We start from the raw sequence: 24613 nt of genomic DNA on the forward strand, positions 1-24613 counted from the left end.
TCCTCTCTGACACCGAGTTCCTTCGCTTTCCCGGCCCTCGACATCGCTCCGGGCGGCGTCCGCGTTCACCGCGCGAGCGCCGCCCGCATCGTTTTCCGCCCCGCTGCCCGCAGCGGGGACGGCCTCTCCGCTCCTGGACCCGTACGGCACCGTCACAGCCGGACCGGGCGGCGTGTGCCTGCCCCGCGCGCGACGGACACGCGCAGGAACCCGACGCGCGCACGTTGTTATCCTGACCACCGTTCCAGGTCATCACGGTGTGCCCCGTCGGCCGCCGGCTCGGGCCGCGCGCCCGTCGAGGGGAGAGCACGTGCAGGGTCCAGCCGCGAGCCGGGGTTCGGTCAGGAAGGCCGAGCAGGCGTGGAGCCAGGCGATGGCGCTGATGCAGCGCGGGGACACCACGGCCGCCGGCATCCAGTTCACGCTCGCCACGACCCACGATCCCTCTGCCGCCGACGCGTGGCTGGGGCTGCACGCGACCGGTCAGCGGCAGCAGGAGGCACTGGCGGGAATGCTCCGGTCCTCCGGGGCCTTCGGTGCGCTGCGGACGAAGTTCGGGCTGCCGCTGCGGTCCACGTTCCAGATCGGCCACTACGTCACCTTCCGGCTGGAGAACGCGCGCGACCTGTGGCTGGCGGCCATGTCCTCGTTGCTGGACAAGAAGCAGGTGGACGAGGCGTGGGCCGGGCTCGCGACCGCGCAACTCGACTGCGACGAGACCAAGTTCGTCTGTACGCGCTACGCCTTCGTCAAGGAGGACTGGGCCCTCGTCCTGAGGTTCGCCACCGGTATCGGTGACGCGTTCCTGCAGGACGAGGCGCAGTTGTACGTCGGTGCCGCACTCTTCGCCCAAGGCGTCCACCACGAGGCACTGAACGTCCTGGCGCCGCTGCCACGGAAGCTGGAGACGGGCAGCCGGTTCGACGCCGAGTGCAAGTACTTCATGGGGCGTTCTCTGGAGGAACTGGGGCGCAAGGAGGAGGCGTTGAAGCGGTATCAGTACGCCTTCCGCTGCGCGCCGGGGCTCTTCGACGTCGATGCCCGTGCCCAGGCCCGGCCGGCTCCCGCTCCTTCCGCCCCCGCTCCCACCGCTCAGGACCTGGTCACGCCGCGCCCCGAGCAGCCGGCCGTGCCCTCCCCCTCACCCACCGTCCCGGCACCGGCCCAGCCGTCTTCGGGGGACACCGACAGCGCCCAGCCCGATGCCGAGACCAGGGCCCGGCTGCTCGCCGAGGCGCAGAAGTCCCTCGACGGCATGATCGGGCTCGAACCCGTGAAACGCCAGGTACTCACGCTCATCGCCCAGTTGCGCATGGCCGCGCTCCGCGCAGAGCAGGGGCTTCCCGGCGGCGCACGGCCCCGGCACTTCGTCTTCGCGGGGCCGCCCGGTACGGGCAAGACGACCGTCGCCCGCATCATCGGCAAGGTCTTCGCAGGGCTCGGGCTGCTGAGTTCGGGGCATGTCATCGAGGCCCAGCGCGTCGACCTGGTCGGGCAGCACCTCGGGTCCACGGCCATCAAGACCAGCAAGGTCATCGACTCGGCGCTGAACGGGGTGCTGTTCATCGACGAGGCGTACGCGCTGTCCAACAGCGGGTACAGCGGCGGCGACGCGTTCGGGGACGAGGCCCTGCAGGTGCTCCTGAAGCGGGCCGAGGACGACCGGGACCGGCTCGTCGTCGTACTCGCCGGCTACCGCGACGAGATGGTCGGCCTGCTCGCCGCCAACCCGGGGCTCGTGTCCCGCTTCACCACGCGCGTCGACTTCCCCTCCTACTCCGCGCAGGAGCTGGTCCTCATCGCCCGCTCCGTCCTGGGCGCCCAGGGCGACGAACCCGACGCGGGGGCGGTGGAGGTCCTGGAAGCCTTCTGCACGGCGATCGTGGACGGCGGCAAGGCCGACATGGTGGGCAATGCCCGGTTCGCGCGAGAGCTCTGCCAGAAGGCCTCCGCGCAACGCGATCTGCGGCTGTACGCCACGCACACCGACAGCACACCCACCCGTGAGGAGATGGTGACCGTGCTCGCCGAGGACGTGGCCGCCGCGCACCAGGAACTCATGGAGTCCCACGGAAGCGGGAGCGGCGCGTAGCCGAAGGCCCTTCCCGTTCAGGGCGCCTTGAAGTACGCCGGGAACCGGGGCCCCATCCACGGCTTGCGGCCCCAGGCGAAGACGCGTCCCCGGGCCATCGCACCCACCGGCGAGCTGCGGCCGAGCGCCATCAGCAGGAACGTGACCGGCTCGATGGAGATCGTGCAGTCCGGGCGGTCCGGCAGTTCGTGGCCCACGGCGGCCGCCCCGTCGGTGAACGTCACCCCGAAGCGGCCGCCTCCCCACAGACGTACCGCGTAGCGGGTGTTCAGCCCTGCGGTCGCGATGGCATCGGTCACCCGGGGCATGGCCTGGACCATGAACGGGAGCGCCAGACGGACCCGGGCGGGGTCGACCATGTGCGGGCGCCTCAGCGCGCGGGCCAGGTCGTAGCCGTGGCCCAGCATGTGTGTCAGGAGGTACGAGCCGAGCACCACGCGGTTCATCGGACCCATCGGCGTCATCAGCGTCTCGTCCGCCGGATGTCCGGACACCGCGTCCAGGCAGGCGGCTGCCTGCGCGACGATCATCGTTGCCAGCGGCTCCGCCGTACGCTCACCGAAGGCCGCGAGTGCCTCCTCGTTGGCCGCGGCGATGCCCTGCGGGGTTCCGTCGCCGTGGGATCGCTGACGCCCGGCCGCCACGTCGGCCATCAGGGCGTTGGCCTGCGCCAGATGAGCGGCCACCTCGCCCACCGTCCACGTCAGTCCCGGTACGGGAGCACCGGTGTCGGGGGCGGCGCGCAACAGTTCCGCGATGTCCTCGGCCGTCGTACGTATCGCCTCGGCCAGTCCCTCGGGCAGCACGCCACGTACCTCCTGCCCTGCCGCTGACTCCACTCCGCCACCGTCCTCGTGAACGCCGCCCGGGCGTCTGCTGTCCGCTGCTGTTACCTGCGGGTACAGAAGAGCAGCTCGCATGCCTTCCCGGCAAGAGGTCGACGCCCGGCGTTCGAACCCCTCTACGATCGAGCGCGTGTGCGCAAATGTGATCATCGCCGAGGACGACGAGAAACAGGCGGAACTTCTCCGCCGCTACCTCGAACGGGAGGGCCATGCCGTCACCGTCGTCGTCGACGGCCTCGCGGCTCTCGACGCGGTCCGCCACCGGGAGCCGGACCTGCTCGTCCTCGATGTGATGATGCCCCGGGCCGACGGTCTGGACGTGGTGCGTGTGCTGCGCGCCGAGAGCCGCGAGTTGCCGGTGCTGATGCTGACGGCCCGCTCCACGGAGGACGATCTGCTGCTGGGCCTCGACCTCGGTGCGGACGACTACGTGACGAAGCCGTACAGCCCGCGCGAACTGATGGCCCGGGTGCGCACGCTGCTGCGCCGCAGCCGGCACGCCGCAGGCGCCGCCGAGGCCGGTCCTGCGGATGCGGACGTCCTGACGGTGGGGGCGCTGGTGGTCGATCCCACCCGGCACGTGGTGTCGGTCGACGGCGAGGCCGTGGAGTGCACCCCGGGGGAGTTCAGGATCCTCGCCGCTCTCGCGGCCGAGCCCGACCGGGTCTTCACCCGGCAGCAACTGCTCGCGGAACTGCACGGCTTCGACCGGTACATCAGCGACCGCACGGTCGACGTGCACGTCATGAACCTCCGCAAGAAGATCGAACCGGCACCGAGGCGGCCCGCCCGGCTGCTCACCGTGTTCGGTGTCGGCTACAAACTGACCGACCCGGCGAAGGCGGCGGCACGTGCGTCGTCGTGACACGCCGGGTCTCCTCGGACGTACGCGCGGTGCCGCGCCGGAGCCCGGGGCTTCGCGGGCGCGACTGCCGTTGCGCAAGAGCCTGCTCGCCCGGCTGCTTGCCGTATCGGCACTGGTGGCGGCGTGTTCGGTGGCCGCCACGGCCTGGATCGCGGTTCAGACGACCTCCGGCGCGATCCTTCAGGAACAGGGGCAGAACCTCACCGCTGACGCCCGGATCTACCACAGTCTGCTCGGCTACGCGGCGGCTCATCCCACCTGGGACGGTGTCGACGAGACCGTGCGCGACCTGGCCGAGCAGTCCGGCCGGCGGATCGCGCTGACCACCGAGCAGCGCGCGCCGCTCGCCGACTCCGCCGCCCCTGAGAAGGCCGCCGCTCTCCCGGCGCAGGCCTCGGCCATCGTGGACCCGCTGTCCGTGGACACCGCGCTGGCGGCCGAGAACGCCGGGCCTTCCGGCACCCCGGCGGACCGGGTCGATCCGCGCGCCGTCGGGCCGTTCCGGCTGCCGGCCGCGGAACGGACGGCGTTGCGGCAGATCGCGGACCGGGGCGTGGCCTGCCTCGGCGATTCCGGAATCGCCTCGGACGTCGTCCGCACCGAGAGCGGACGCCCGGTGATCCAGGTCGTGGGCAACGACCCCGAACGGCTTCAGGGAACCCGGTGCACGACCGACGCCCTCGACACCCCGACGGCCACGGAGAAGCGCGCGCTCAAGGCACTCAACCAGCTGACGGACGCCTGTCTGAAGCGCCAGGACCGCGACGGCGTGCACCTGAAGCTCGACCTGTCCTGGGGGCAGAGCGCGGAACCCGTGCCCACGGCGGTCCCCACCGTGCCGCCGAGCGACGTGCCCGGCGCCGCACCCGGCATCGAACCGGAGCCCGCGCCGAGCGCGGCGCCGACCGAGACGCCCAGTGCCATGCCGAGCACCGCCCCCGCACCCACCGCCGGTACCGGCGAGGACGACCGGGCCATCGCCTCCTGCGTGGGCACGGCACGTCGTGAACAGCTCAGCTCGTACGTCGCCTCGCCCGCCCTGCTCTTCATCAGCGACACCGGCGGCGCCACCGTCCCGGGTTTCGACCTCTCCCCGGCCAACACCGCGCGAATCGCCGGCGCGGCCGCACTCGTCCTGGCCCTCACCGTCGGCGCGTCGGTGCTCGTCGGCGCCCGGCTCGTCCGCCCCCTGCGCGCCCTGACGGGTGCCGCCCAGCGGATGCGTGACGGGGAGGACACCGCGCCCGTGCTGGTCACCGCGGACAACGAGATCGGGCGGCTCGCCGCCACGTTCAACGACATGTCCGCCCACCGCGCACGGCTGGAGGCCCAGCGCAAGGCCATGGTCAGCGATGTCGCCCATGAACTGCGCACCCCGCTCAGCAACATCCGCGGCTGGCTGGAAGCCGCACAGGACGGGGTGGCCGATGCCGACGGCGCCTTCATCGCCTCCCTGCACGAGGAGGCCGTGCAGTTGCAGCACATCATCGACGACCTCCAGGACCTGGCGCAGGCCGATGCGGGCGCGCTGAGACTGCGCGCCGAGCCGGTACGGATCGAAGAGCTGCTGGGCCAGGTCGCCGCCGCGCATCAGGCCCGCGCCGAGACGGCCGGCGTGGCGCTGACGGTGCCGCCGTCAGCGCCGGACCGACCTGTGCCGGGGCTGACGGCCGATCCCGTCCGGCTCCGCCAGGCCATCGGCAATCTGGTGTCGAACGCGATCCGCCACACCCCGCCCGGCGGGAAAGTCACCCTGCACGCGTACGGCTCCGAGCCGGGCGACACGGTCACGGTGGAGGTCTCGGACACCGGCACCGGTATCCCGGCCGAGGACCTCGTCCATGTCTTCGACCGCTTCTGGCGCGGCGAGAAGTCCCGCAGCCGCCGCACCGGAGGCAGCGGGCTCGGGCTGGCGATTGTACGGAAACTCGTGGAGGCGCACGGCGGGACGGCGACGGCGGGGAGCGTACCCGGCGAGGGGTCGGTGTTCACCCTGTGCCTGCCGGCCGCCGTAACGGTGAAGAGGCTCCCTGCCGGTGACGGCCGGCCGGCCGCTCCGCTGACCGCGGAGGAAGAGGCTGATCCGGAGCGGCACGAAAGCGGGACGATCCCACCGGGCGGCCAGGAGTGAAGCAATGACCTTGCGTGACGACCTGGCCGGCCTGCTCGCGGGGGCCGGCATCCACGACGTGGACATCGACGACGCCCTCGCGGATGAGCACGTCCGGACCTCCGCGTACCGACGCGTCGTCTCGGTGGCCGCTTCCTCGCCGAGCCGCGCCGGAGACCGCGCGATGGTGGCCACGATCCTGCGTGATCCCCACGAGTTGGGCTCCAGGACGGCGGTGGTCGCCCTCGTGGACGCCATCGCGCTGAAGGTGACGGGTCCTGCCGGCTTCCGGCAGTGGTCGGCCGGACTGCTGCCCGAAATCGACCGGCTCCAGGACGAGGGCTGCCGCATGTTCGTCCACCGCCGCATCCACGACTGGCTGTTCCACCTGTCCCTCCAGGACGGCCACGTACCGTCGGCGGACGAGTGCGCGAAGGTCACGAACTGGATGCAGCGTCTCGTCGCCGAGGAGTCGACAGCGCCGGCGGTACTCGCCCTGCTCGCCGAATCGGGCAGCACCAGGAAGATACGGAACATCGCGAAGAACCGAGCCGCGAACCCCGTGTGGGGAGGAGGATGAGTCGCCGGGCACATCCCTCCGGCCGCTCCCGCACCGGACCGTGGCCAGCGCGTCGGCCCGAGGACACGGCAACTGCGCGCCCCGGACCGGCGGCCCCGCAGCCTCTCCGTCGGCCCACGCCGAGCGGCCCTGATGCGATGACCACAGCGTTCTGACAGCTTCTTCATAACTTCGCGCCAGCCTGTCGGTACGCCTCGCCCCGTGGTGCGCCTCCGCACCGCGGCGCCGTCGAGGCCGACCTGGAACGGAGCCATGTTCATGCCCCTGCGTACGTCTCTGCGTACCGCCGTCCTCACCGCGGTCGCGCTCGGCGCGGTCTGCGTCCCCGCCACCGCGGCCTTCGCCGACTCCTCCCCCACACCCACCGCCACGCCGTCGGCCGCGCCGGCCTCACCGAGCGCCGAGCCGAGCCGGGCGCCGTCCACCGCCACCCCCTCCGAACTGCCGCGTGGTGGCGTGGCCGCGGGCGACAACCCGACCCCGGTGGCCACCCCGTCGGCCGCCCCCTCGGAGGCACCCCGAGGCGGCGTCGCGGCGGGCGAGGAGCCCGGCGGTACGTCGGGCGGCAACACCGCCGCCGTCACCGGGTCCGCCGTGGCGGCCCTTCTGGTCGCCGGTGCCGGGACGGTCGTCCTGCGCCGCCGCCACACCGGCCGCCGCAACGGCTGACCCACCCCTACCCGAACAGCCCGCAGTGGCGTCGTCCTTCACCGGGCGGCGCCACTGCCGTCGGCCGATCCCTTCCGGAGTCCGTTCCCATGTCCCGTACGTCCTCGTCCCTTTTGCGCGTCCGCACCGCTCTTCCGGTGTACGCCTGCCTCGCACTGGCCGCCCTTCCCGCGCTGGCGGGCTGCTCGGACGCCTCACCGCCGAAGTCCCCGGCCGCCGCGGCACACGCCTCCCCGACGGCCGGCCGGCCCGACCCCGGAGCCACGGGAACGCCCTCGGCGAAGGCCCGCGTCCAGCCCCCCGTCCACGTCTCGATCCCCTCCCTGGGCATCGACAGCGACATCATGCGCCTCGGCCTCAACAGCGACGGCACGGTCGAAGTGCCGCCTGCCGAGAAGGGCATGACGGTCGGCTGGTACACGGGCGGCTCGATGCCCGGCGAACCGGGGCCGGCCGTACTGATCGGCCACAACGACACCCGCTTCGGCCGGGCCGTCTTCCACGACCTGAAGAAGATCGTCAAGGGTGCGGACATCACCGTCCGGGACGAGAAGGGCACCGAGGTCCGCTTCGAGGTCACCGGCCGTGAGACGGCGAGCAAGACCGCGTTCCCCACCGCTCGCGTCTACGGCCCCACCGACGACCGGGCCCTGCGACTGATCACCTGCGACGGCGCGTTCGACGCCCAGGGCCACCCCGTCGACAACCTCATCGTGTACGCGACGCGGCGGTGACGGACACTGCGGCGGCCGCTGTCAGAGGCGGACGTGGCGTTCGCCCCTGTCCCGTACGACTCCGCCCCGCCCCGTCGACATCGGCCCGCACGTCCCGGGGTCGGTGTCCGCAGGAGCAGCCGTCACAGGAGGAGCGCCCCGGTGTCCGCTCTCCCAAGGCCCCACCATGGTCGCGATCGGCCGCGGCTGCACGACGCAGGTGTACGGGGACCCGGAGTGGTCCGACCATCCGCGCCTCCGGGTGACGCGGTGACGCCGGTCCGGGGGCGAGCGAGTCCGCGCACCGGCCGGCACCTGATGGACGACGGCCGGAGGGACTCCCGGCACCCACCGTCTACCCACGGGTAACTCCCCCTGCTTTCATGGGGCTCGTACCTCACCGCCCCCCAACTGCAGCAGCAGAAACAGGAGTCCAGGTGCCCCACTCCGCTCTTCGCCGTATCTCCGGCGTGACCCTCTCCGCCGCACTCGCCGCCGTCACCCTGACCGTCGGCGCCCCGCACGCGTCGGCCGCCGCCGGCACCCCGTCCCTGCGGGTGCTCACGTACAACACGTTCCTGATGAGCACGACCCTCTACCCGAACTGGGGCCAGGCCCACCGGGCGGCGGAGATACCGAAGACCGCGTTCTTCCGTGGCAATGACGTCGTCGTGCTCCAGGAGGCCTTCGACAACGCCACCTCGGATGCGCTGACGGCCGACGCGTCGGCCCAGTACCCGTTCCACACCCCGGTGGTCGGCCGGAGCAGGAGCGGATGGGACGCCACCAGCGGCTCCTACTCCGCCGCGACGCCGGAGGACGGCGGCGTCACCGTCCTCAGCAAGTGGCCGATCGTCCGGCAGGAGCAGCACATCTACAAGGACGCCTGCGGCAGCGACTGGTGGTCCAACAAGGGATTCGCCTACGCCGAACTGAAGGTGAACGGCGCCCGGGTGCACATCGTCGGCACCCACACCCAGTCGACGGACCCGGGGTGCGGCGCGGGCGAGGCGGCAGAGATCCGGGGCCGGCAGTTCCGCCAGATCGACGCGTTCCTCGACGCCAAGAACATCCCGGCGTCCGAGCAGGTCATCGTCGCCGGTGACCTCAACGTCGACTCCCACTCCCCCGAGTACGCGTCGCTGCTCGCGAACGCCGGGCTGACCGGGGCGGACGCCCGCAGCGGCCACCCGTACTCCTTCGACACACAGGACAACTCGATCGCCGCGGACCGCTACCCCGACGACCCGCGCGAGGACCTCGACCACGTCCTGCACCGTACGGGCCATGCGAAGCCGGCGGGGTGGACGAACGAGGTGGTCACGGAGAACAGCGCGCCCTGGACCGTGTCCAGTTGGGGCACGGACTACACGTACACGAATCTCTCGGACCACTACCCGGTGGTGGCGTCGGGACAGTAGCCGGCCGGCGCACACTGACGCCGCTCGCCGACCACCGGTAGAACCGCCCCGGGGCCGGGCGCCTCGGGGCGGGGCCGCCGAGCCGTCCCGCTTCCATGGCGCACACCGGTTCGCCTGGAGGTACTCCCCTCTGTGCAGCGGACCTGTGCAGCGACAGCGGAGGTCCTCCCGGATCATCGCCCGTACTTCGCCCGAAGCACAGAGACGCACAGGTTCAGGCGCGCGGCAGCACGCCCAGCAGCGTCGAGGTGAAGGAGATCCGCAGAGCGTCGCGCAGCTCCATGTGGAGCACGCCGAGGGCGGGCTCGTCCGCGTAGGCGGCGAGAATGCTGGGTGGCGGCGGCACGTATGCCGACAGGGCTCCCGCGGACACCAGGCTCATCAGGCAGAACAGCTGCGCGCCGTCACCGAGCTCGGGGACGTAGCGGCGCACCAGGTCGGACATGGCCGCGAGCCTCGCGAGGGAGGACCGCTTGTGCCGCTTGGCCACCTCGACCGAGACGTTGTGCTCGAGCACACCGCCCTGCGCGCCGAAGAGGTCGCACAGCACCACCCGGCCCGCCAGCGACCCGCTGAGGATCTCGGCCAGCCGGCCCGCCCGCACCTCCGGGGCCGCCTGCGCCTCGATGCCCGCGGCCAGCTCGTCCGCCAGCTCGGCCAGCCAGCTCTCCAGGAAGACGTCCAGCAGTTCGAGCAGCACCGCCTCGCGTGACTCGAAGTACCGCAGGACGTTCGACTTGGCCAGGCCCACCCGCCGGCTGAGCTCATTGAGGCTCAGGTCGGCCACCGGCATCTCGTCGAGCATCGCCGCCGCCGTGTCCAGGATCGTCCGGCGGCGGATCTCCCGCTGCTCCTCGCTCCGCGCCCGCTGAAAGGTCACGCCCTCAGCCTAACTTAAAGACCACCGGTTCCTTGACAGGAGACCACCGGTCTTTTACGGTCCTCGTAACAGACCGACGGTTCTTTAGGAGTGCGTCATGAGTGCCAGCTGGACCGAGCAGGACATCCCTGACCAGAGCGGCCGGGTGGCGATCGTGACCGGCGCCAACACCGGGCTGGGCTTCGACACCGCCCGGATGCTCGCCGCCCACGGGGCGACGGTGGTGCTGGCCGTCCGCGACGTCGAGAAGGGAAAGCAGGCCGCAGCCCGCATCACCGGCGACGTCACCGTCCAGGAACTCGACCTGACCTCCCTGGACTCGATCAGGTCCGCGGCGGCCGACCTGCGCGCCACACACCCGCGCATCGACCTTCTGATCAACAACGCGGGCGTGATGTACACACCACGGCAGACCACCGCAGACGGCTTCGAGCTGCAGTTCGGCACCAACCACCTCGGCCACTTCGCCCTGACCGGCTTGCTGCTGGACCGGCTTCTGCCCGTCCCCGGCTCCCGTGTCGTGACGGTCAGCAGCACCGGCCACCGCATCCGGGCCGCCATCCACTTCGACGACCTGCAGTGGGAGCGCTCCTACAGTCGAGTCGGCGCCTACGGCCAGGCCAAACTGGCCAACCTGATGTTCACGTACGAACTACAGCGCCGACTCGCGCCCCTCGGGACCACGGTCGCGGTGGCCGCCCATCCCGGCGTGTCCAACACGGAGCTCATGCGCAACGTGCCCGCCGCGCTCCGCATGCCCGTCACCTGGCTCGCGCCGCTGCTCCTCCAGAAGGCCGAGATGGGCGCCCTGCCCACCCTGCGCGCCGCCACCGATCCTGTGGTCGCCGGCGGGCAGTACTACGGCCCCGGCAACCGGGGGGAGATCCGCGGCTACCCGAAGCTGGTCACTTCCAGCCCCGACTCCCACGACCAGGTCACTCAGCAGCGTCTGTGGACCGTCTCCGAGGAGCTCACCGGGGTGACGTTTCCCGTGCGGTGAAGCGGTGACCCCACAGAACTCGCCGCCCGTACCACCCCGGGCGACCATGGGGTGAGCGATCCGTCGGGGGCCAGGCACCGGGAGGCATCCGTGGCACGCGACCACACCACTGACGTACTGATCGCGGGCGCGGGGCCCGTCGGGCTGAGTGCGGCCGCCGAGCTTCGCCGTCGCGGGGTGTCGTGCCGTCTCGTCGACCGATTGCCGGCCCGTCTCCCGTACGCCAAGGCGGTCGGCATCCAGCCGCGCACCCTGGAGATCTGGGACCGGATGGGGCTGGTGCGCACCGTGCTGGAGGCTGCCGTCCCGATGCGCGGCCAGCTGATCCACGTCAACGGGAGCGAGGTGGCGCGGATCGATCTCGCTCTGCCGCCCGAGGTTCCGTACGGCTTCGCCGCGCTCCCCCAGTACGAGACCGAGCGCATCCTCGAGGAGTACGTGGCCGGCCGGGGCACCGTCATCGAGCGTGAGACCGAGTTGCTGTCCTTCACCCAGGACGCGGACGGGGTCACGGCGCGGCTGCGCACCGCGAACGGCGTCGACGAGGAGGTCCGCGCCCGGTTCCTGATCGGCTGCGACGGCGCGCACAGCACCGTGCGCAAGGGGCTGGGGCTCTCGTTCGAGGGCGGGGCGTTCGCCGAGGAGTACATGCTGGCCGATGTCGTGGCCGACTGGGACCTGCCGGACGGCTACGGGGTGCGCGCGAGCCACACGGGCGACGACGGCTCCACCGATGACCTGCTCGTCTGCATTCCGCTCCCCGGGGCGGGGCGGTACCGGATGTCGATGCTGGTGCCGCCCGAACTCTCCACCCGTCCACCGGACGGCGCCGAAGTGGCGCACGGGCTGGAGGGCGGGCGCGTGCCGGGGCTCTCCGACATCCAGGCCGTCGTCGACCGGCTGGCCCCCAGGCCGGCGACGCTGTCCGGGATGCGCTGGGCCTCCGTATTCCGTATCAGCCACCGGATCGTCGACCGGTACGGCGACGGCCGGGTCTTCGTCGCGGGCGATGCCGCTCACATCCATCCGCCCACCGGGGCGCAGGGCATGAACACCGGCATCCAGGACGCCTGCAACCTGGCCTGGAAACTCGCCCTCGTCATCCGCGGGGAAGCCGGTTCCGCGCTGCTCACCAGCTATGACGCCGAGCGCCGCCCGGTCGGCGAGGAGGTCGTCGGCCGGACCGTCCGCCACGCCACGCGGGGCATGGAGAACGACGCCGACGACATGGAGACGATGATGCTCCGCGAGGCCCAATTGCTCGTCGGGTACCGGGACGGTCCCCTCGCCGCGGCTCCGTACGGGCCCGACGACGCGCCTCAGCCCGGCGATCGCGCTCCGGACTGTGCGGGGCTGTCCACGCCGGTGGCCACCTATCCGCTGCGCCTGTTCGACGTGCTGCGCGGACTCACGGGCCAGGTACTGGTCCTGTACGCGGAGAAGGGCACCGAATCCGGCCTTGTCGAGGGGGCCGGGGCGGGCGGCCTGCACACGGTCACCGTCGTGGGCCGCGATGCCCCGGCCGAGACCGCCGGGTACCGCGATGCCGCAGGTGAGTTCGCCCGGCTCTACCGGCCCGACGGTCCGACCGGCTTCGTCATCCGCCCCGACGGTCATCTCGGGGCCCGCTTCCCGCTCTCCGGCACCGCGGAGGCCGTGTCGGGTCATTTCGCGGCCTTGTCCGCGAGCCTCTCGGGTGACGGTGAAGGCGGCGACCCGCTCGGCCTGCGTACGTGAAGGATCTGCCCGCCGTACCCCTTCTGTTGGCCGTGCGTGGCTAGTCTCCACTCGCCCGGTCCGGCCCAGGAGAGGTACGTCAATGAGCACCCCGGCCCACCGCACCTCGACCCGGCAGTCCGTGGCTGCCCCGGTGCCGGCCCGGCGGAGCCGGGCCGGGAGTCCGTCGCACCTCCCGCGGGAGCGCCCTCTTCTGGAGATCCAGGCCGGCCTCGGCAATCGCGCCGCGACCGCGACGGTCCAGCGCGCCAAGGGGGCGGCGAAGGGGAAGGAACCGGCTGACGGCACCGCTGCCACCGGTTCGAAGAGCTATCGCGACCGCATCGCCGCGGTCCTCGACAGGCTCAAGAAGAACCTCGAATTCATCGACACGTTCGTCAAAGGCGTCCATGTCCCGGCCAACGCGGGCTTCTCCCAGCAGGCCTCCGCGACAGCCGACGAGGGCCTCAAGCACTCCGCCGGCTCCTCGGGGACCGCCGCCGCTTCGGAGAACCTCGTCACGGAGACCGCCGGAGCCGTGCTCAGCGGCATGGAGGCCGCCAAAGCCAGGAAGGACGCGCGGAAACACAAGAGCGGGGCCGCCTTCCACACGGCGGACAAGAAGGCCAACTCGAAAACGGCCGACGCGCTGGTCGGCGCCGCCGGCGCGGGGACCTACGCACTCGCCGTCGCCAAGGAGCTGACCAAGGCGCAGAAGGCGGCGCACGCCGCGACAGCGGCCGAGGCGAGCGGTGTCGGCTCCAGCGTCGTCGGCGCTGTGAAGGGGGCCCGTGCGGCCACCCGCGTCGGGCTGACAGCCCGCAAGTACCGCGCCCTGAAGGAGCTCGGAAGGCCCGACCGCACCGACGAGGGGGCGCTGGCCCGGCTGAACCAGGCGCGGCAGGAGGCCGAGTCGGCCGCGGACGACGCCTACGTCGCGCTTGATGCCCACTGGGACCACGAGGGCGACGACCGGCTGGTGCGCGTTTCCGAGGCCATCGATGCGGCCTGGGCAGCGATGGGTGCCGCCCGGGACGCCGCCGGGGACGTCCGGCGCGCCGAGGACATGAACACGATGAACGCGGTGCACACGTACGCGCTCGGGAAGCAGCGCAACAAGATGGGCAAGCAGGCGTTCACCGCCGTGGGCGAGTCCACCAAGGCCGCGGGCGGCATCGTCACGGCGGTCGCCGCCACAGCGGGAGGGGCCGGACTCGCGAGCAACCCGGTCGGCTGGGGGCTCGCCGCGGGGGCGGCCGGCCTCATCCTCGGCGTCACCGCCTACAAGGCCGGCCGCGCGGGGATGAAGCGGTACGACGGGGCCCGCCACCCCGAGCGCTGGGCCTCGGGTGAGACTCCGGCGGAGCCCGCCTCCCGTGAGGATGCGCTGAAGGAGGCCCTGAAGTTCTGGAAGAAGGTGGAGAACGGTGAACGTCAGGCCATGGCGCGCAAGATCTACGGATTGGCTGCGGGCGTGGACATCGAGGGAAGCAGCGGCACCACCACCGAGGTGCGGGACTCGGCCAGAGCCCTTCTCGTGGCACTCAAATCCGGCCCCGTCAAGCACGGGCAGACCGCGGACGAATGGGCGGAGTCCCTCAACGACCCGTCGAGGAGCGCTGCCTGGGTCAAGGAGATAGCGGAACAGTTGTCGTCGGCCTGAGTGGGGAGACGACCGCGGGAGCGTCCGGTTGACGCGGCCGGCGATGGGGTGACGCTGCGGGGCCATAACGCAAGAAGACCCCTGATGAACAGGGGTCTCGCTGCTGGTGTCCGAGGGGGGACTTGAACCCCCACGCCCGATAAAGGGCACTAGCACCTCAAGCTAGCGCGTCTGCCATTCCGCCACCCGGACCAGGTGGTCGGCCCCGGTTTCCCGCGGCGACAAAGAAAACAATACCAGGGGTTTGGGGTGGCTCTCACCTGCATATTCGGTGGTCATCGCCCTGGTCGCCGCGGTGAGCGGACCTCGGCGGGGCGGAGGCGGGCCCGACAGCTGCCGTTCACGTACGCTCCGTCGACGGTCTCGTACGCAGAGTACGCCCCGGAGGGTCGTCGGCCGCGTCCGCCGGTGCGCGGGCAGGCCGGGTTACGTTCGCGGGCATGAGTGATCGCGGCTACCGGCCACCCCGCGCGCTGTCGCCCTTGCGTGAGCATCTGCGCGAGACCTTCTGGTTCGCTCCGACCCTGACGCTGATCTGCGCCGTCGTGCTCTGGCTCGTCGCCTCGGCCGTCGACGAGCAGATCGTGTCCTATCTGAAGGACGAGCGGGCGTACGACGAGATCAAGGACCTCGTCGCGATCGCCGAGGACACGAAGACGATCGTCGTCACGGTGAGCTCGGCGATGATGACCTTCATCGGTGTGGTCTTCAGCATTTCGCTGGTGGCCGTGCAGATGGCGAGCGGGCAGCTCACGCCCCGGGTCGTGCGGATCTTCGTACGCAGCCGGATCAGCAAGCTCACGCTGTCCGTCTTCCTGGCGACGTTCGTGTTCTCGCTGCTGGTCCTGAGTTCGTACGAGAGCACGGTCGATCCGCGCCGCGTCGTGTCCGTCCCCTTCGTGCAGAGCGTGCTGACTGCCGTGCTCGTCGGGCTCAGCCTGCTGCTCTTCATCGCGTACGTGAGCTCCACGCTCCGCCTGATGCAGGTCGGCCCCGTCGTCGACCGGATCACCCGGGACTCGTTCCATGTGCTGCGGCGGATGCCCGTCGGAGAGCCGCAGGAAAGCGTGATTCCTGCCGAGACCGGGCAGATCCTGCACGAGGGGCAGGCCGGTGTGCTGCGCGATGTGAACGTGGCGCGGCTGGTCCGGATCGCCCGGCGGCAGGACGTGGTGCTGCGGCTCATCCCGCGGCTCGGGGATTTCGTCGTGCCGGGTACGCCGGTGCTTGCCGTGCACGGCGGGGTCGTGCCGGCCCGGGGCGCGCTGCGGTACACGGTGTCCGTCGGGGTCGAGCGCACCCTCAGTCAGGACCTGGCGTTCGGGCTGCGGCAGCTGTCGGACATCGCTCTGCGTGCCCTGTCGTCGGCGGTGAACGATCCGACCACCGCCGTGCAGTGCCTCGACCGGATCGTGCAGTTCCTCGCCGCCGTGGCGAAGCTCCCCCTCGGTGCCGTCCACCACCGGGACCGCAAGGGGGCCGTGCGGCTCATTCAGGACGTGCCGGGGTGGACGGACCTCGTCGACCTCGGGTTCGAGGAGGTGCGGCGGTGCGCGGCGGACAGCCCACAGGTCACCCGGCGGCTGCTGGCGGGGATCGACGACCTGGTGCTGCTGGCCGGGCCGGAGCGCCAGGGTCCGCTGATCCGGCACCGTGCGCTGCTGGTCCAGGCGGTGGAGCGTACGGTGCCGGAACCCGCCGAGCGGGACTTCGCGCTGCTGCCCGACCGGCAGGGAATCGGGTGAGGGGACGGGCTGCGGGCGCGGCCCGCCCCTCCCCCGCCTCATGGGGAGGGGCGGGGTTGGGCGGGCCGCCCCTTGGTTCTACTTGCGCAGCGCCGCCATGCCCTGGTAACTGATCCGTGCCTGCTTGAGGGACTGCGCCAGGTCGGTCGAGCTCGGTGCGGTGTCCTGCTCGACCATCGGGTTGCGGTAGTTCGCTTGCCCCACGCGGCGGAAGAAGGTCCGGTAGTCGATGACCCCGGTGCCGAAGGGGACCATGTCGTAGCCCTGGCCGTTGGCCGTGTTGATGACGCCGTCCTTGGCGTGGAACAGCGGGTAGCGCTTGTTGTGGCGGCGCACCACGGCCGCGGGGTCGAAGACGTTCTCCCGCACCGATCCGTCGAGCGCGGTGTAGGTGTGGAACTTGTACTGCGCTACGTGCGCCCAGTAGACGTCCATCTCCAGCCACACGGTCTTCGGGTCGGTGACCTTCAGGAAGTACTCGAGCTTGCGGATGCCCGAGCTGCGGGTGGGCCGGCCCTGTTCGTCCAGCGGACCGCCGTCGAGGAGGAATCCGTAGGCCGCGTCGTGGTTGTGGGTGTACAGCTTGATGCCCGCGCGGTGGGCGATCTGCCCCAGCGCGTTCCACTTGTCGGCGGCCACGTCCCAGTCGGCACGGTAGGCGCTGCCGGTGGGGTCGCCACCGGTGCCCATGTGGTCCATGCCCAGGATGTTGGCTATCTCGAGGTGCCGCTTGAACTGGTCCAGGTCGCTCTGGTTCAGCGGCCAGGACCCCGGGATGAAGCCGTGGTTGCCCTGGGCCCGCAGCCCGTAGTCGTCCAGCCACGACCGCAGCAGCTTCGCACCCTCCACCGTCTCCAGGTTGCTGCCGCCGGGTGCGTTGGCGTGCTGGCCGTAGCCGGCGAACTCGACCTGCTTGTAGCCGTAGCGGGCCAGCTCCTTGAAGACGTCACGGAAGCCCGAGGGAAGGCTGGTGCTCAGGGGGTCCCGGCCCGTGGCGTCGCGCACGGTGTACAGGATGATGCCGCGCTTGTGCGCCGGAACCAGATCCTGCCCACGCCCGTGACCATGATCGTGATCGTGTCCCGGACCGGAAGCGGGCTGGGCGAAGGCAGGCGATGCGCCGAAGACGGGCGCGGCGATCGCCGCTGCCCCGGCGGCGGTGCAGGTACTGAGGAAGCGGCGGCGGTCGATGCCGAGGCTGCGGCGCAGGGCGCCGTCCGTTCCGGATTCGTCGTTGTACACGGTCACGGTCTTTCTCCTTCTCGAAGGTGCTCGCGGCGCTGGAATCGGACCGGACTCACGCGAGGCCGGCAAGCTGGAGGAGCAGGGACTTCACATCGGTGGCCCGGACCGGGCCGGTGAACGCGTGGGGGGTGGAGCAGAGGATGAGCGGACCTTCTTCGTCGCTCGCGGGGAGGCGGCCGTGGCTGCCGCGGATGGGTGACGGGTCGAGCGGTACGACCGCCATGCGGTAGCGCATGCCGAGCTTCTTGCGGGCCACGGCCGTGACCGCCTTGACCCGTACGTACGGGTCCTGGGGGTCCATGAAGAGTTCGACGGGGTCGTAGCCGGGCTTGCGGTGGATCTCGACGAGCTGCGCGAAGTCGGGTGCGCGGTCGTCGTCGAGCCAGTAGTAGTACGTGAACCAGGCGTCCGGGTCGGCGACGGCGACCAGCTCGCCGGAGCGGGGGTGGTCGAGCCCGTGGGCCTTCTTGCCCTCGTCGTCGAGGAGTTGCTCGATCCCCGGGAGGCCGGCCAGGGCCTCGCGGGCCGCTTCGAGGTCCTCGGGACGGCGTACGTAGACGTGCGCGATCTGGTGGTCGGCGACGGCGAAGGCCCGCGATGTCATCGGGTCCAGGTACTCCATGCCGTCCTGGGTGTGGACCTCCAGGAGTCCGGCGCGGCGCAGCGCGCGGTTGATGTCGACGGGCCGGTCGACCCGGGTGATGCCGTACTCGGACAGGGCGACGACGGTGCGGCCCTCGCGACGGGCGTCGTCCAGGAGCGGGGCCACGGCCCGGTCCAGGTCGGCGGCGGCCTTGAAGGCGCGCGGGTCGTCGGGGCCGTAGCGCTGGAGGTCGTAGTCGAGGTGCGGGAGGTAGCACAGGGCCAGGTCGGGACGGCGGGTGTCGAGGATGTGCCGCGTCGCGTCGATGATCCACTGCGAGGAGACGAGATCGGCCCCGGGCCCCCAGAAGTGGAAGAGGGGGAAGGTGCCGAGCTTCTCGGTGAGTTCGTCGTGCAGCGCGGGCGGCCGGGTGTAGCAGTCGGGTTCCTTGCGGCCGTCGGCGTAGTAGACGGGGCGTGGGGTGACGGTGAAGTCGGTGTCGGCTCCCATGGCGTACCACCAGCAGATGTTGGCGACGGTGTAGCCGGGGTGGGTCCGGCGGGCGGCGTCCCAGAGCTTGTCGCCCGCGACGAGTCCGTTGTGCTGGCGCCACAGGAGGACGTCGCCGAGTTCGCGGAAGTACCAGCCGTTGGCGACGATGCCGTGCTCGGCGGGGGTGGTGCCGGTGAGGAAGGTGGACTGGGCGGCGCAGGTGACGGCGGGGAGCACGGTGCCCAGGGGGGCATGCGTGCCGGACCGTCCCAGGGCCTTGAGGTGGGGCATGTGGTCGAGGAGGCGGGGGGTGAGCCCGACGACGTCGAGGACGAGGAGGGGCGTGGGTGTGCTGGTCGTCCCGTCGGTGGTCATGGCAGTTCCTTGAGGCCGAGGTCGGTCAGGAGGTCGCGGGCGAGGGTGAGTTCGGCGGCGATGCCGTCGGCGAGCTGGGCGCGGGTGCGGGGACGGAGCTCGGCGGGGAGCGCCTGCCAGGTGTACGTCTCGACCTCCAGGTGCCGGGTGAGCGGCCGTGCCCCGCCGACGAGCCGGCTCAGCGTGGCGCGGAGCACGGGGAGGGTGGAGGTGAGCGGGGGCGCGGGTGGCGCGTGCAGTGGCACGTGGAAGTGGGCACGCCAGGGGGAGCTGTCGGGCAGCGTCTCGCCGGTGACCGCCTCGTCGAGGTCGTCGGTGCCGCGCAGTCCGGCGGCGGTGTGGACGCGGGTCTGGTGCAGGAAGCGGGGTTCGGCGAAGGCGGCGAGTGCGGTGCGCACCTCGGGCAGGTGGGGGTGCTCGGCGTGCAGGGCGGCGGAGAGCTGGGCCTTGACGGCGGGGATGCCGGCCGCGGTGAGCGCGTCGATGGCGGTGCGGGGGTCCTCGAAGGAGGTGGCGAGGTGGCAGGTGTCGATGCAGACGCCGATGCGTGCGTGGCTCACGGCGGTGAGGGGGGCGATGGCGTCGGCGGTGGTCTCGACGGTGCATCCGGGTTCGGGCTCGAGGCCGATCCGGATGGACTTCCCCGTGAGCTCCGCAAGGGCGTCGAGGCGCTCGCCGAGGGTGGTGAGCGCGGCGAGGGCGGTGCGGGCGGCTTCCGGGTCGCCCGTGTACGGGGTGCGCCAGGCCAGGGGGAGGGTGGAGATGGTGCCCTCGGTGACGTCGTCGGGCAGGAGCGTGGCGAGCAGCCGGGCGAGGTCGGTGGTGTGGGCGAGCCGCTCGGGGTCGGTCCAGTCCGGCTTGTACACCCGGTACTTGACCTCCTCGGCGCCGAAGCCCTCGTACGGGAAGCCGTTGAGCGTGACGACCTCGAGGCCGCGGTGGTCGAGCTCGGCGCGCAGGGAGCGCAGCTGCGAGGGGTCGTTGATCAGGGTGCGGGCGGCGTCCCTGGCGAGCCAGAGGCCGATGCCGAGGCGGTCGCGCCCGAGCCTCTTGCGTACGGGTTCGCAGTGGTCGCGCAGTTGGGCACGGACGCCTTCGAGGGTTTCCGCGGGGTGGACGTTGGTGCAGTACGCGAGGTGGACCACGGTGTTGTCGGGGTGGCGGAAGCGCATCGCCTCACTCCCCGCCGCGCAGGATGGAGTTGCCCTCGTGGAGCGGTTCGGGAGCGGCGGTGTCGAGGTGGAGGCGGCCGCTCTGCCCGTAGAAGGCGACGGGGTTGCGCCACAGCACCTGGTCGACGTCGTCGTCGGTGAAGCCGGCGGCGAGCATGGCGTCGCCGACCCGGCGGGTCTTCAGCGGGTCGCTCTTCCCCCAGTCGGCCGCGGAGTTGACGAGGACCTTCTCGGTGCCGTGGAGCTTGAGGACCGCGACCATGCGGTCCTCGTCCATCTTGGTGTCGGGGTAGATGGAGAAGCCGGCCCAGCACCCGCTGTCGAGCGCGTCCCTCACCGTCGTCTCGTTGAGGTGGTCGAGCAGCACCCGTTCCGGGGCGAGGTGGGACTCGTGGACGACGTCGATGGTGCGGCGGAGGCCCGCGAGCTTGTCGCGGTGCGGGGTGTGGACGAGCGCGGGCAGGCCGTGGTCGGCGGCGAGCTGGAGCTGGGCGGCCAGTGCGTGGTCCTCGGCCGGGGTCATCGAGTCGTAGCCGATCTCGCCGACGGCGACGACGGAGTCCTTGACGAGGTAGCGGGGCAGGGCGTCGAGGACCGGGGTGCAGCGGGCGTCGTTCGCCTCCTTGGGGTTCAGGGCGAGGGTGCAGTGGTGGGCGATGCCGTACTGGGCCGCGCGGAAGGGCTCCCAGCCGAGCAGGGCGTCGAAGTAGTCGAAGAAGCTGGCCGGGGAGGTGCGGGGCTGGCCGAGCCAGAAGGAAGGTTCGACGAGGGCGCGGACCCCCGCTTCGTACATCGCCCGGTAGTCGTCCGTGGTGCGGGAGGTCATGTGGATGTGGGGGTCGAAGATGCGCATCAGGACTCCTCCGTGGGGGCGGCGGGTGCGGCGGGGCCGGGGGCCGTGAGGGCGAGTACGTGGTGCAGGCCGGCGGGGACGGGCCGGCCGGCCGCGATGCGTTCGGATGCGAAGTCGCCCAGCATCCGGGCGAGTTCCGCGTCGCCTCGCGATCGCGCGGCCAGGCCGCCGACGGCCTCGACGGGGACGCCGGTGAACAGGCACTTGAGCACGGCGTGGCGCCAGTTGTGCGGGTCGAGGTGGGCGGCGGCGTACGGGCCGACGGCCGCGGCGACGAGGGTGGTGTCGTTGGTGCGCAGGGCGTCCTCGACGAGCGGCAGGGCGCTCGGGCCGAGGTCCAGTGCGGGCAGGGTGAGCAGGACGGCGCGGCGTTCGGCGGCGGTGCCCTGTTCGTAGATCCGGGTCAGGGCCGGCAGACCGGCGCGGGCCTCGGCGAGGAGCAGGGCGCGTACGGAGTCGGCGTGCTGGAGTCCGCAGTGCCGTCCGGCGGCGGCGTACCGCAGTTCCCACGGCGGTACGGCGTAGCTGTCCGCGGGTGCGGTGTCCGCGTGGCCTGCGGTGTGTGCGGCCTCGGCGAGGGCTTCGTCGAGCCAGGCGCGGGCGGCTCCGCCGAGCAAGGAGTCGAGTTCCTTGCGGGACAGGAGCGGGGTCGTCGGGGTGGTCGTCATGGTGTGCTCCCTTCGGCGGTCGCGTTCGGTGGGCGGTGCTTGTTCAGGAAGTCGAGTGAGGTGCGGGCGAGTTCGGGCCCGGCGTGGGAGTGGCGGGGCAGTTCGACGACCGTGAGGCCGGCGTATCCGCTGTCACCGAGGGCGTCGAGCGCGGCGAGTACGGGCGGGAAGTCGATCTCGCCGTCGCCGAAGGGGAGGTGTTCGTGGACACCGCGGCGCATGTCCTCGATCTGGACGTGGCGCAGCCAGGGGGCGGCGTCGCGTACGCAGTCGACGGGCAGGGCGGGCTCCAGGCACTGGCAGTGGCCGATGTCGAGGGTGAGTCCGAGGGGTGCGGGGTCGCCGCTCAGCACCCGGAGGTGGTGGAAGTCGGCGAGATTGGCAAGGAGGTGTCCGGGCTCCGGCTCGATCGCGAGGGGCACTCCGGCGCGCTCGGCGGCGTCGAGGACGGGGGCGAGTGCGCCGGTGAGCCGCTGCCAGGCGGTGTCGGGTGCCGTGTCCGGGGGGGTGATTCCGCTGAAGCAGTGCACGGCGTGTGCGCCGAGCCCGGCGGCGACGTCGACGGCCCGGACGAGCAGCGCGGTCCTGGCCGCGCGGGCGTCGGGGTCCGGGTCGAGGAGCGAGGGGCCGTGTTTGCGGCGCGGGTCCAGGACGTAGCGGGCCCCGGTCTCCACGGTGACGCCGAGCCCCAGCTCCTGGAGGCGGGCCGCGAGGCGGCGGGTGCGGGCGGCGAGGTCCGGGGCCATCGGGTCGAGGTGCATGTGGTCGAGGGTCAGGCCGACGCCGTCGTAGCCGAGGTCGGCGAGGAGCCCGAGGGCGTCGTCCAGGCGGAGGTCGGCGAGCCCGTTGGTTCCGTATCCGAGGCGGAGTGTCATGTGGGGCTCACCTTCCGGGAGAGGGCACGGGCGAGGGGGACGAGCCCCATGACGGCGAGCCCGGACCCGCTGGCTCCGGCGCGGGCGGCGAGGGCGGCCTGGAGCGGGATCATCGCCCGGATGCCGCTGCCGACGGCGCGCTGGGTGAGGGGCGGCGACGGGTTGAGCGCGGCGTGCGTGAGGGGGCGGGCGGCGGTGCGGAGGTAGGCGCCGGTGAGCGCGGTGAGGAGGAGGCGCGTGGGGGCGCCCCGCCTCGTGCCCCGGGAGGAGGCCCGCCCCTCGCGCACCACGGCTCCCCCGATTCCGGCGACGGCCGCGAGCGCGGCGAGGGGTGCGGTCGTGGAGCCGCCCTGTGTCTCGTGGCGCGAGACGGTGGTGACCGCGTAGGTGTGCGCGCCGAGCAGGGCGGCGGCGGGCAGGGCCGCGCGCGCCGATCCGGGTGCCGAGGCCAGCCCCGTGGCCGTCGCTCCCAGCAGGAGGTCCAGTCCCCGCGCCGCCGCCATCGCCGCCGGACCCGCCGGGGTGTGCTTCAGCCGCAGGTCGTACGCCCAGACGGTGGCCGCGAGGCCGGTGGCCACGGTGAGGGCTGGGCGGCTGGCACAGGCGGCGAGCGCCAGACCGGCCCCGGTCAGGACGCCGGCGGCCGTGAGCGCGGCGCGGGGCGTGATGCGGCCCGAGGGGATCGGCCGGTGCGGGCGGTCGACGGCGTCCTCGTCGCGGTCGGCCCAGTCGTTGAGGGCCATGCCCGCCTCGTACAGGCAGAGCGAGGCGCCCATGGCCAGGGCGGTGGAACGGTCGGGGCGCCGTCCGAGGGCCGCCGCGCCCGCGAGGGCGTCGCCGGGGACGGTGAACAGTGCGGAGACCCTGAGCAGTTCCGCCCAGGCGCGTGCCGTCACTTGTCGCCCCGCAGCTGTTCGGCGAAGGCGAGCAGTTGCAGGTACTGCTCGGAGAGCGCGGCGGGACCCCCGTCCGGGTCCTTGAAGTAGAAGCCGAGTTCGGGCCGCGGGCCGGTCAGGCCCACCTCATGGGCGCGGGCCAGCAGCCGGGCCAGGTCGAGCACCAGGGGTGCGGCAAGGGCGGAGTCGCAGCCCTGCCAGGTGGTCTGGAGCACCATGCGCGCTCCGAGGAAACCGTCGAAGGCTATGTGGTCCCAGGCGGTCTTCCAGTCGCCGAGCGCGGGGACGTCGTCGATGTGGACCTCGCCCTCGGGGGCGGCACCGAGTGTGTCGGCGAGGACGCGTTCCTTTCCGGCGTTCTTCGCCGCGGCGGCGGCCGGGTCAGCGAGCGCCGCCCCGTCCCCGCCTCCCAGCAGATTGGTGCCGGACCAGGCCCGTACGGGCAGGGCGCGCTGGACGAACATCGGGGCGAGCACGGAGCGCAGCAGCGTCTGGCCGGTCTTGCCGTCGCGGCCCGCGTGAGGAAGTTCCGAGGCCGCGACGGCGTCCTGGAGGGCGGGCGTCCGCAGCCCGGTGGAGGGGGTGAAGTTCACGTAGGGACAGCCGGCCCGAAGCGCCGCGGCGGCGTAGAGCGCGCTCGCGGGCAGCCGTGCGGCGTCTGCGGCGGGCGCCGGTTCGGTGGAGGAGACGTTGACGACGACGGTCCTCGCCAGGTTGTTGCGGCGGCCGAAGCCGGTGAGGTCGGCGGTGAACGCGGCGATGAGCTCCTCGTCCGTGCGGGTGTCACCCGGAAGGGGCCCACCGATACGGATCTCCGCGTCGGCGGCGGCGAGTTCGGACCGCACGGCCGAGGGGAGTCCGTGCGGCAGCACTCCCCCGGCGGCGAGTGCCTCGGCCCGTTTGGGGAGGGGGCAGTCCAGGGTGTCGTGGCCGCCGAAGACGAGGGAGGCCACGGGCGGCAGGCCGCTGTCGGCGAACGGGGCCGTCTCGGTGACCATGCCGGCCGCCGGGTGGAGTCCCGCCGCGACCGCTGCGCACCCCGCCGTGGCGGTGGTGGCGACGGAGCCGCGTGCTCCGATGAACCAGACTCCGGTACGAACGGCATGTGCTGACACGGGCTGCCTCCCTGGCTGGGGGTCCTGGCTGGGCAGAGCT

Annotated in this window: 21 protein-coding genes and 1 tRNA gene; 11 read left to right on the forward strand and 11 right to left on the reverse strand. The window is 72.1% G+C overall.

Annotated features, from left to right (window positions below):
- The first annotated feature begins 310 nt into the window (after nucleotides 1-310).
- Complete coding sequence (locus tag ABZ434_RS19655) at nucleotides 311-2092, forward strand: AAA family ATPase (RefSeq protein WP_359138093.1); 1782 nt, start codon at nucleotides 311-313, stop codon at nucleotides 2090-2092.
- A 17-nt stretch (nucleotides 2093-2109) separates the two neighbouring features.
- On the opposite strand, the gene ABZ434_RS19660 is transcribed toward ABZ434_RS19655, so the two are convergent.
- Nucleotides 2110-2931 (reverse strand): maleylpyruvate isomerase family mycothiol-dependent enzyme, encoded by an 822-nt coding sequence (locus tag ABZ434_RS19660; protein ID WP_359138096.1) that lies wholly within the window; start codon nucleotides 2929-2931, stop codon nucleotides 2110-2112.
- Nucleotides 2932-3067: 136 nt separating this feature from the next.
- Here ABZ434_RS19660 and ABZ434_RS19665 point away from each other — a divergent pair, with 136 nt between their 5' ends.
- The 6 genes from ABZ434_RS19665 to sph all read left to right on the forward strand — a co-directional run bounded on the left by ABZ434_RS19665 (nucleotide 3068) and on the right by sph (nucleotide 9295).
- Nucleotides 3068-3802, forward strand: a complete 735-nt coding sequence (locus ABZ434_RS19665) for a response regulator transcription factor (RefSeq protein WP_359138100.1) — start codon at nucleotides 3068-3070, stop codon at nucleotides 3800-3802.
- Nucleotides 3803-3872: 70 nt separating this feature from the next.
- Nucleotides 3873-5933 (forward strand): ATP-binding protein, encoded by a 2061-nt coding sequence (locus ABZ434_RS19670; RefSeq protein WP_359138308.1) that lies wholly within the window; start codon nucleotides 3873-3875, stop codon nucleotides 5931-5933.
- A gap of 4 nt (nucleotides 5934-5937) precedes the next feature.
- Nucleotides 5938-6492, forward strand: coding sequence for a hypothetical protein (locus ABZ434_RS19675; RefSeq protein WP_359138103.1), 555 nt, complete (start codon nucleotides 5938-5940; stop codon nucleotides 6490-6492).
- 258 nt (nucleotides 6493-6750) lie between these two features.
- Nucleotides 6751-7161, forward strand: a complete 411-nt coding sequence (locus ABZ434_RS19680) for a sortase-dependent protein (RefSeq protein WP_359138106.1) — start codon at nucleotides 6751-6753, stop codon at nucleotides 7159-7161.
- An 89-nt stretch (nucleotides 7162-7250) separates the two neighbouring features.
- Nucleotides 7251-7895 (forward strand): class F sortase, encoded by a 645-nt coding sequence (locus ABZ434_RS19685; RefSeq protein ID WP_359138108.1) that lies wholly within the window; start codon nucleotides 7251-7253, stop codon nucleotides 7893-7895.
- A gap of 416 nt (nucleotides 7896-8311) precedes the next feature.
- The gene (sph, locus tag ABZ434_RS19690; protein ID WP_359138112.1) at nucleotides 8312-9295 is read left to right on the forward strand and encodes a sphingomyelin phosphodiesterase; all 984 of its coding nucleotides are present in this window, start codon (nucleotides 8312-8314) and stop codon (nucleotides 9293-9295) included.
- Between the two features lie 214 nt (nucleotides 9296-9509).
- Here sph and ABZ434_RS19695 read toward each other — a convergent pair whose 3' ends face one another.
- Nucleotides 9510-10175: a TetR/AcrR family transcriptional regulator gene (locus tag ABZ434_RS19695; RefSeq protein WP_359138115.1), complete on the reverse strand. Its 666-nt coding sequence runs from the start codon at nucleotides 10173-10175 to the stop codon at nucleotides 9510-9512.
- 97 nt (nucleotides 10176-10272) lie between these two features.
- Between ABZ434_RS19695 and ABZ434_RS19700 the strand changes: the two genes are divergently transcribed.
- The 3 genes from ABZ434_RS19700 (at nucleotide 10273) to ABZ434_RS19710 (ending at nucleotide 14554) form a co-directional block, all read left to right on the forward strand.
- Nucleotides 10273-11175, forward strand: coding sequence for an SDR family NAD(P)-dependent oxidoreductase (locus ABZ434_RS19700; protein WP_359138118.1), 903 nt, complete (start codon nucleotides 10273-10275; stop codon nucleotides 11173-11175).
- A gap of 90 nt (nucleotides 11176-11265) precedes the next feature.
- A complete protein-coding gene (locus ABZ434_RS19705; protein WP_359138121.1) occupies nucleotides 11266-12912 on the forward strand; it encodes an FAD-dependent monooxygenase in 1647 nt (548 codons plus the stop codon).
- An 82-nt stretch (nucleotides 12913-12994) separates the two neighbouring features.
- Nucleotides 12995-14554 (forward strand): hypothetical protein, encoded by a 1560-nt coding sequence (locus ABZ434_RS19710; protein WP_359138124.1) that lies wholly within the window; start codon nucleotides 12995-12997, stop codon nucleotides 14552-14554.
- A 104-nt stretch (nucleotides 14555-14658) separates the two neighbouring features.
- On the opposite strand, the gene ABZ434_RS19715 is transcribed toward ABZ434_RS19710, so the two are convergent.
- Nucleotides 14659-14746: transfer RNA gene (locus ABZ434_RS19715), tRNA-Leu, on the reverse strand.
- 248 nt (nucleotides 14747-14994) lie between these two features.
- On the opposite strand from ABZ434_RS19715, the gene ABZ434_RS19720 reads away from it, so the two are divergent.
- A complete protein-coding gene (locus ABZ434_RS19720; RefSeq protein ID WP_359138127.1) occupies nucleotides 14995-16299 on the forward strand; it encodes a DUF2254 domain-containing protein in 1305 nt (434 codons plus the stop codon).
- Nucleotides 16300-16377: 78 nt separating this feature from the next.
- On the opposite strand, the gene ABZ434_RS19725 is transcribed toward ABZ434_RS19720, so the two are convergent.
- The 8 genes from ABZ434_RS19725 to ABZ434_RS19760 are packed head-to-tail and all read right to left on the reverse strand — an operon-like array spanning nucleotide 16378 to nucleotide 24573.
- A complete protein-coding gene (locus tag ABZ434_RS19725) occupies nucleotides 16378-17547 on the reverse strand; it encodes a sugar phosphate isomerase/epimerase family protein (protein ID WP_359138130.1) in 1170 nt (389 codons plus the stop codon).
- A gap of 49 nt (nucleotides 17548-17596) precedes the next feature.
- Nucleotides 17597-18994 carry a nucleotide pyrophosphatase/phosphodiesterase family protein gene (locus tag ABZ434_RS19730; RefSeq protein WP_359138133.1) on the reverse strand — a complete coding sequence of 466 codons (1398 nt, stop codon included), beginning with the start codon at nucleotides 18992-18994 and terminating at the stop codon, nucleotides 17597-17599.
- The gene (eboE, locus tag ABZ434_RS19735) at nucleotides 18991-20166 is read right to left on the reverse strand and encodes a metabolite traffic protein EboE (protein WP_359138135.1); all 1176 of its coding nucleotides are present in this window, start codon (nucleotides 20164-20166) and stop codon (nucleotides 18991-18993) included. The genes ABZ434_RS19730 and eboE overlap by 4 nt, the downstream gene beginning before the upstream one ends.
- 4 nt (nucleotides 20167-20170) lie before the next feature.
- Complete coding sequence (locus tag ABZ434_RS19740; protein WP_359138138.1) at nucleotides 20171-21019, reverse strand: TatD family hydrolase; 849 nt, start codon at nucleotides 21017-21019, stop codon at nucleotides 20171-20173.
- A complete protein-coding gene (locus ABZ434_RS19745) occupies nucleotides 21019-21687 on the reverse strand; it encodes an EboA domain-containing protein (RefSeq protein WP_359138141.1) in 669 nt (222 codons plus the stop codon). The genes ABZ434_RS19740 and ABZ434_RS19745 overlap by 1 nt, the downstream gene beginning before the upstream one ends.
- On the reverse strand, nucleotides 21684-22562 hold the full coding sequence (locus tag ABZ434_RS19750; protein ID WP_359138144.1) for a sugar phosphate isomerase/epimerase family protein: 879 nt from the start codon (nucleotides 22560-22562) through the stop codon (nucleotides 21684-21686). The genes ABZ434_RS19745 and ABZ434_RS19750 overlap by 4 nt, the downstream gene beginning before the upstream one ends.
- The gene (locus tag ABZ434_RS19755; RefSeq protein ID WP_359138147.1) at nucleotides 22559-23458 is read right to left on the reverse strand and encodes an SCO3242 family prenyltransferase; all 900 of its coding nucleotides are present in this window, start codon (nucleotides 23456-23458) and stop codon (nucleotides 22559-22561) included. Before ABZ434_RS19755 ends, ABZ434_RS19750 begins: the two co-directional genes overlap by 4 nt.
- Complete coding sequence (locus tag ABZ434_RS19760) at nucleotides 23455-24573, reverse strand: inositol-3-phosphate synthase (RefSeq protein ID WP_359138149.1); 1119 nt, start codon at nucleotides 24571-24573, stop codon at nucleotides 23455-23457. The genes ABZ434_RS19755 and ABZ434_RS19760 overlap by 4 nt, the downstream gene beginning before the upstream one ends.
- Nucleotides 24574-24613 lie beyond the last annotated feature (40 nt).

The organism is Streptomyces sp. NPDC005761 (genome assembly GCF_040630635.1).
Classification (GTDB): Bacteria; Actinomycetota; Actinomycetes; order Streptomycetales; family Streptomycetaceae; genus Streptomyces.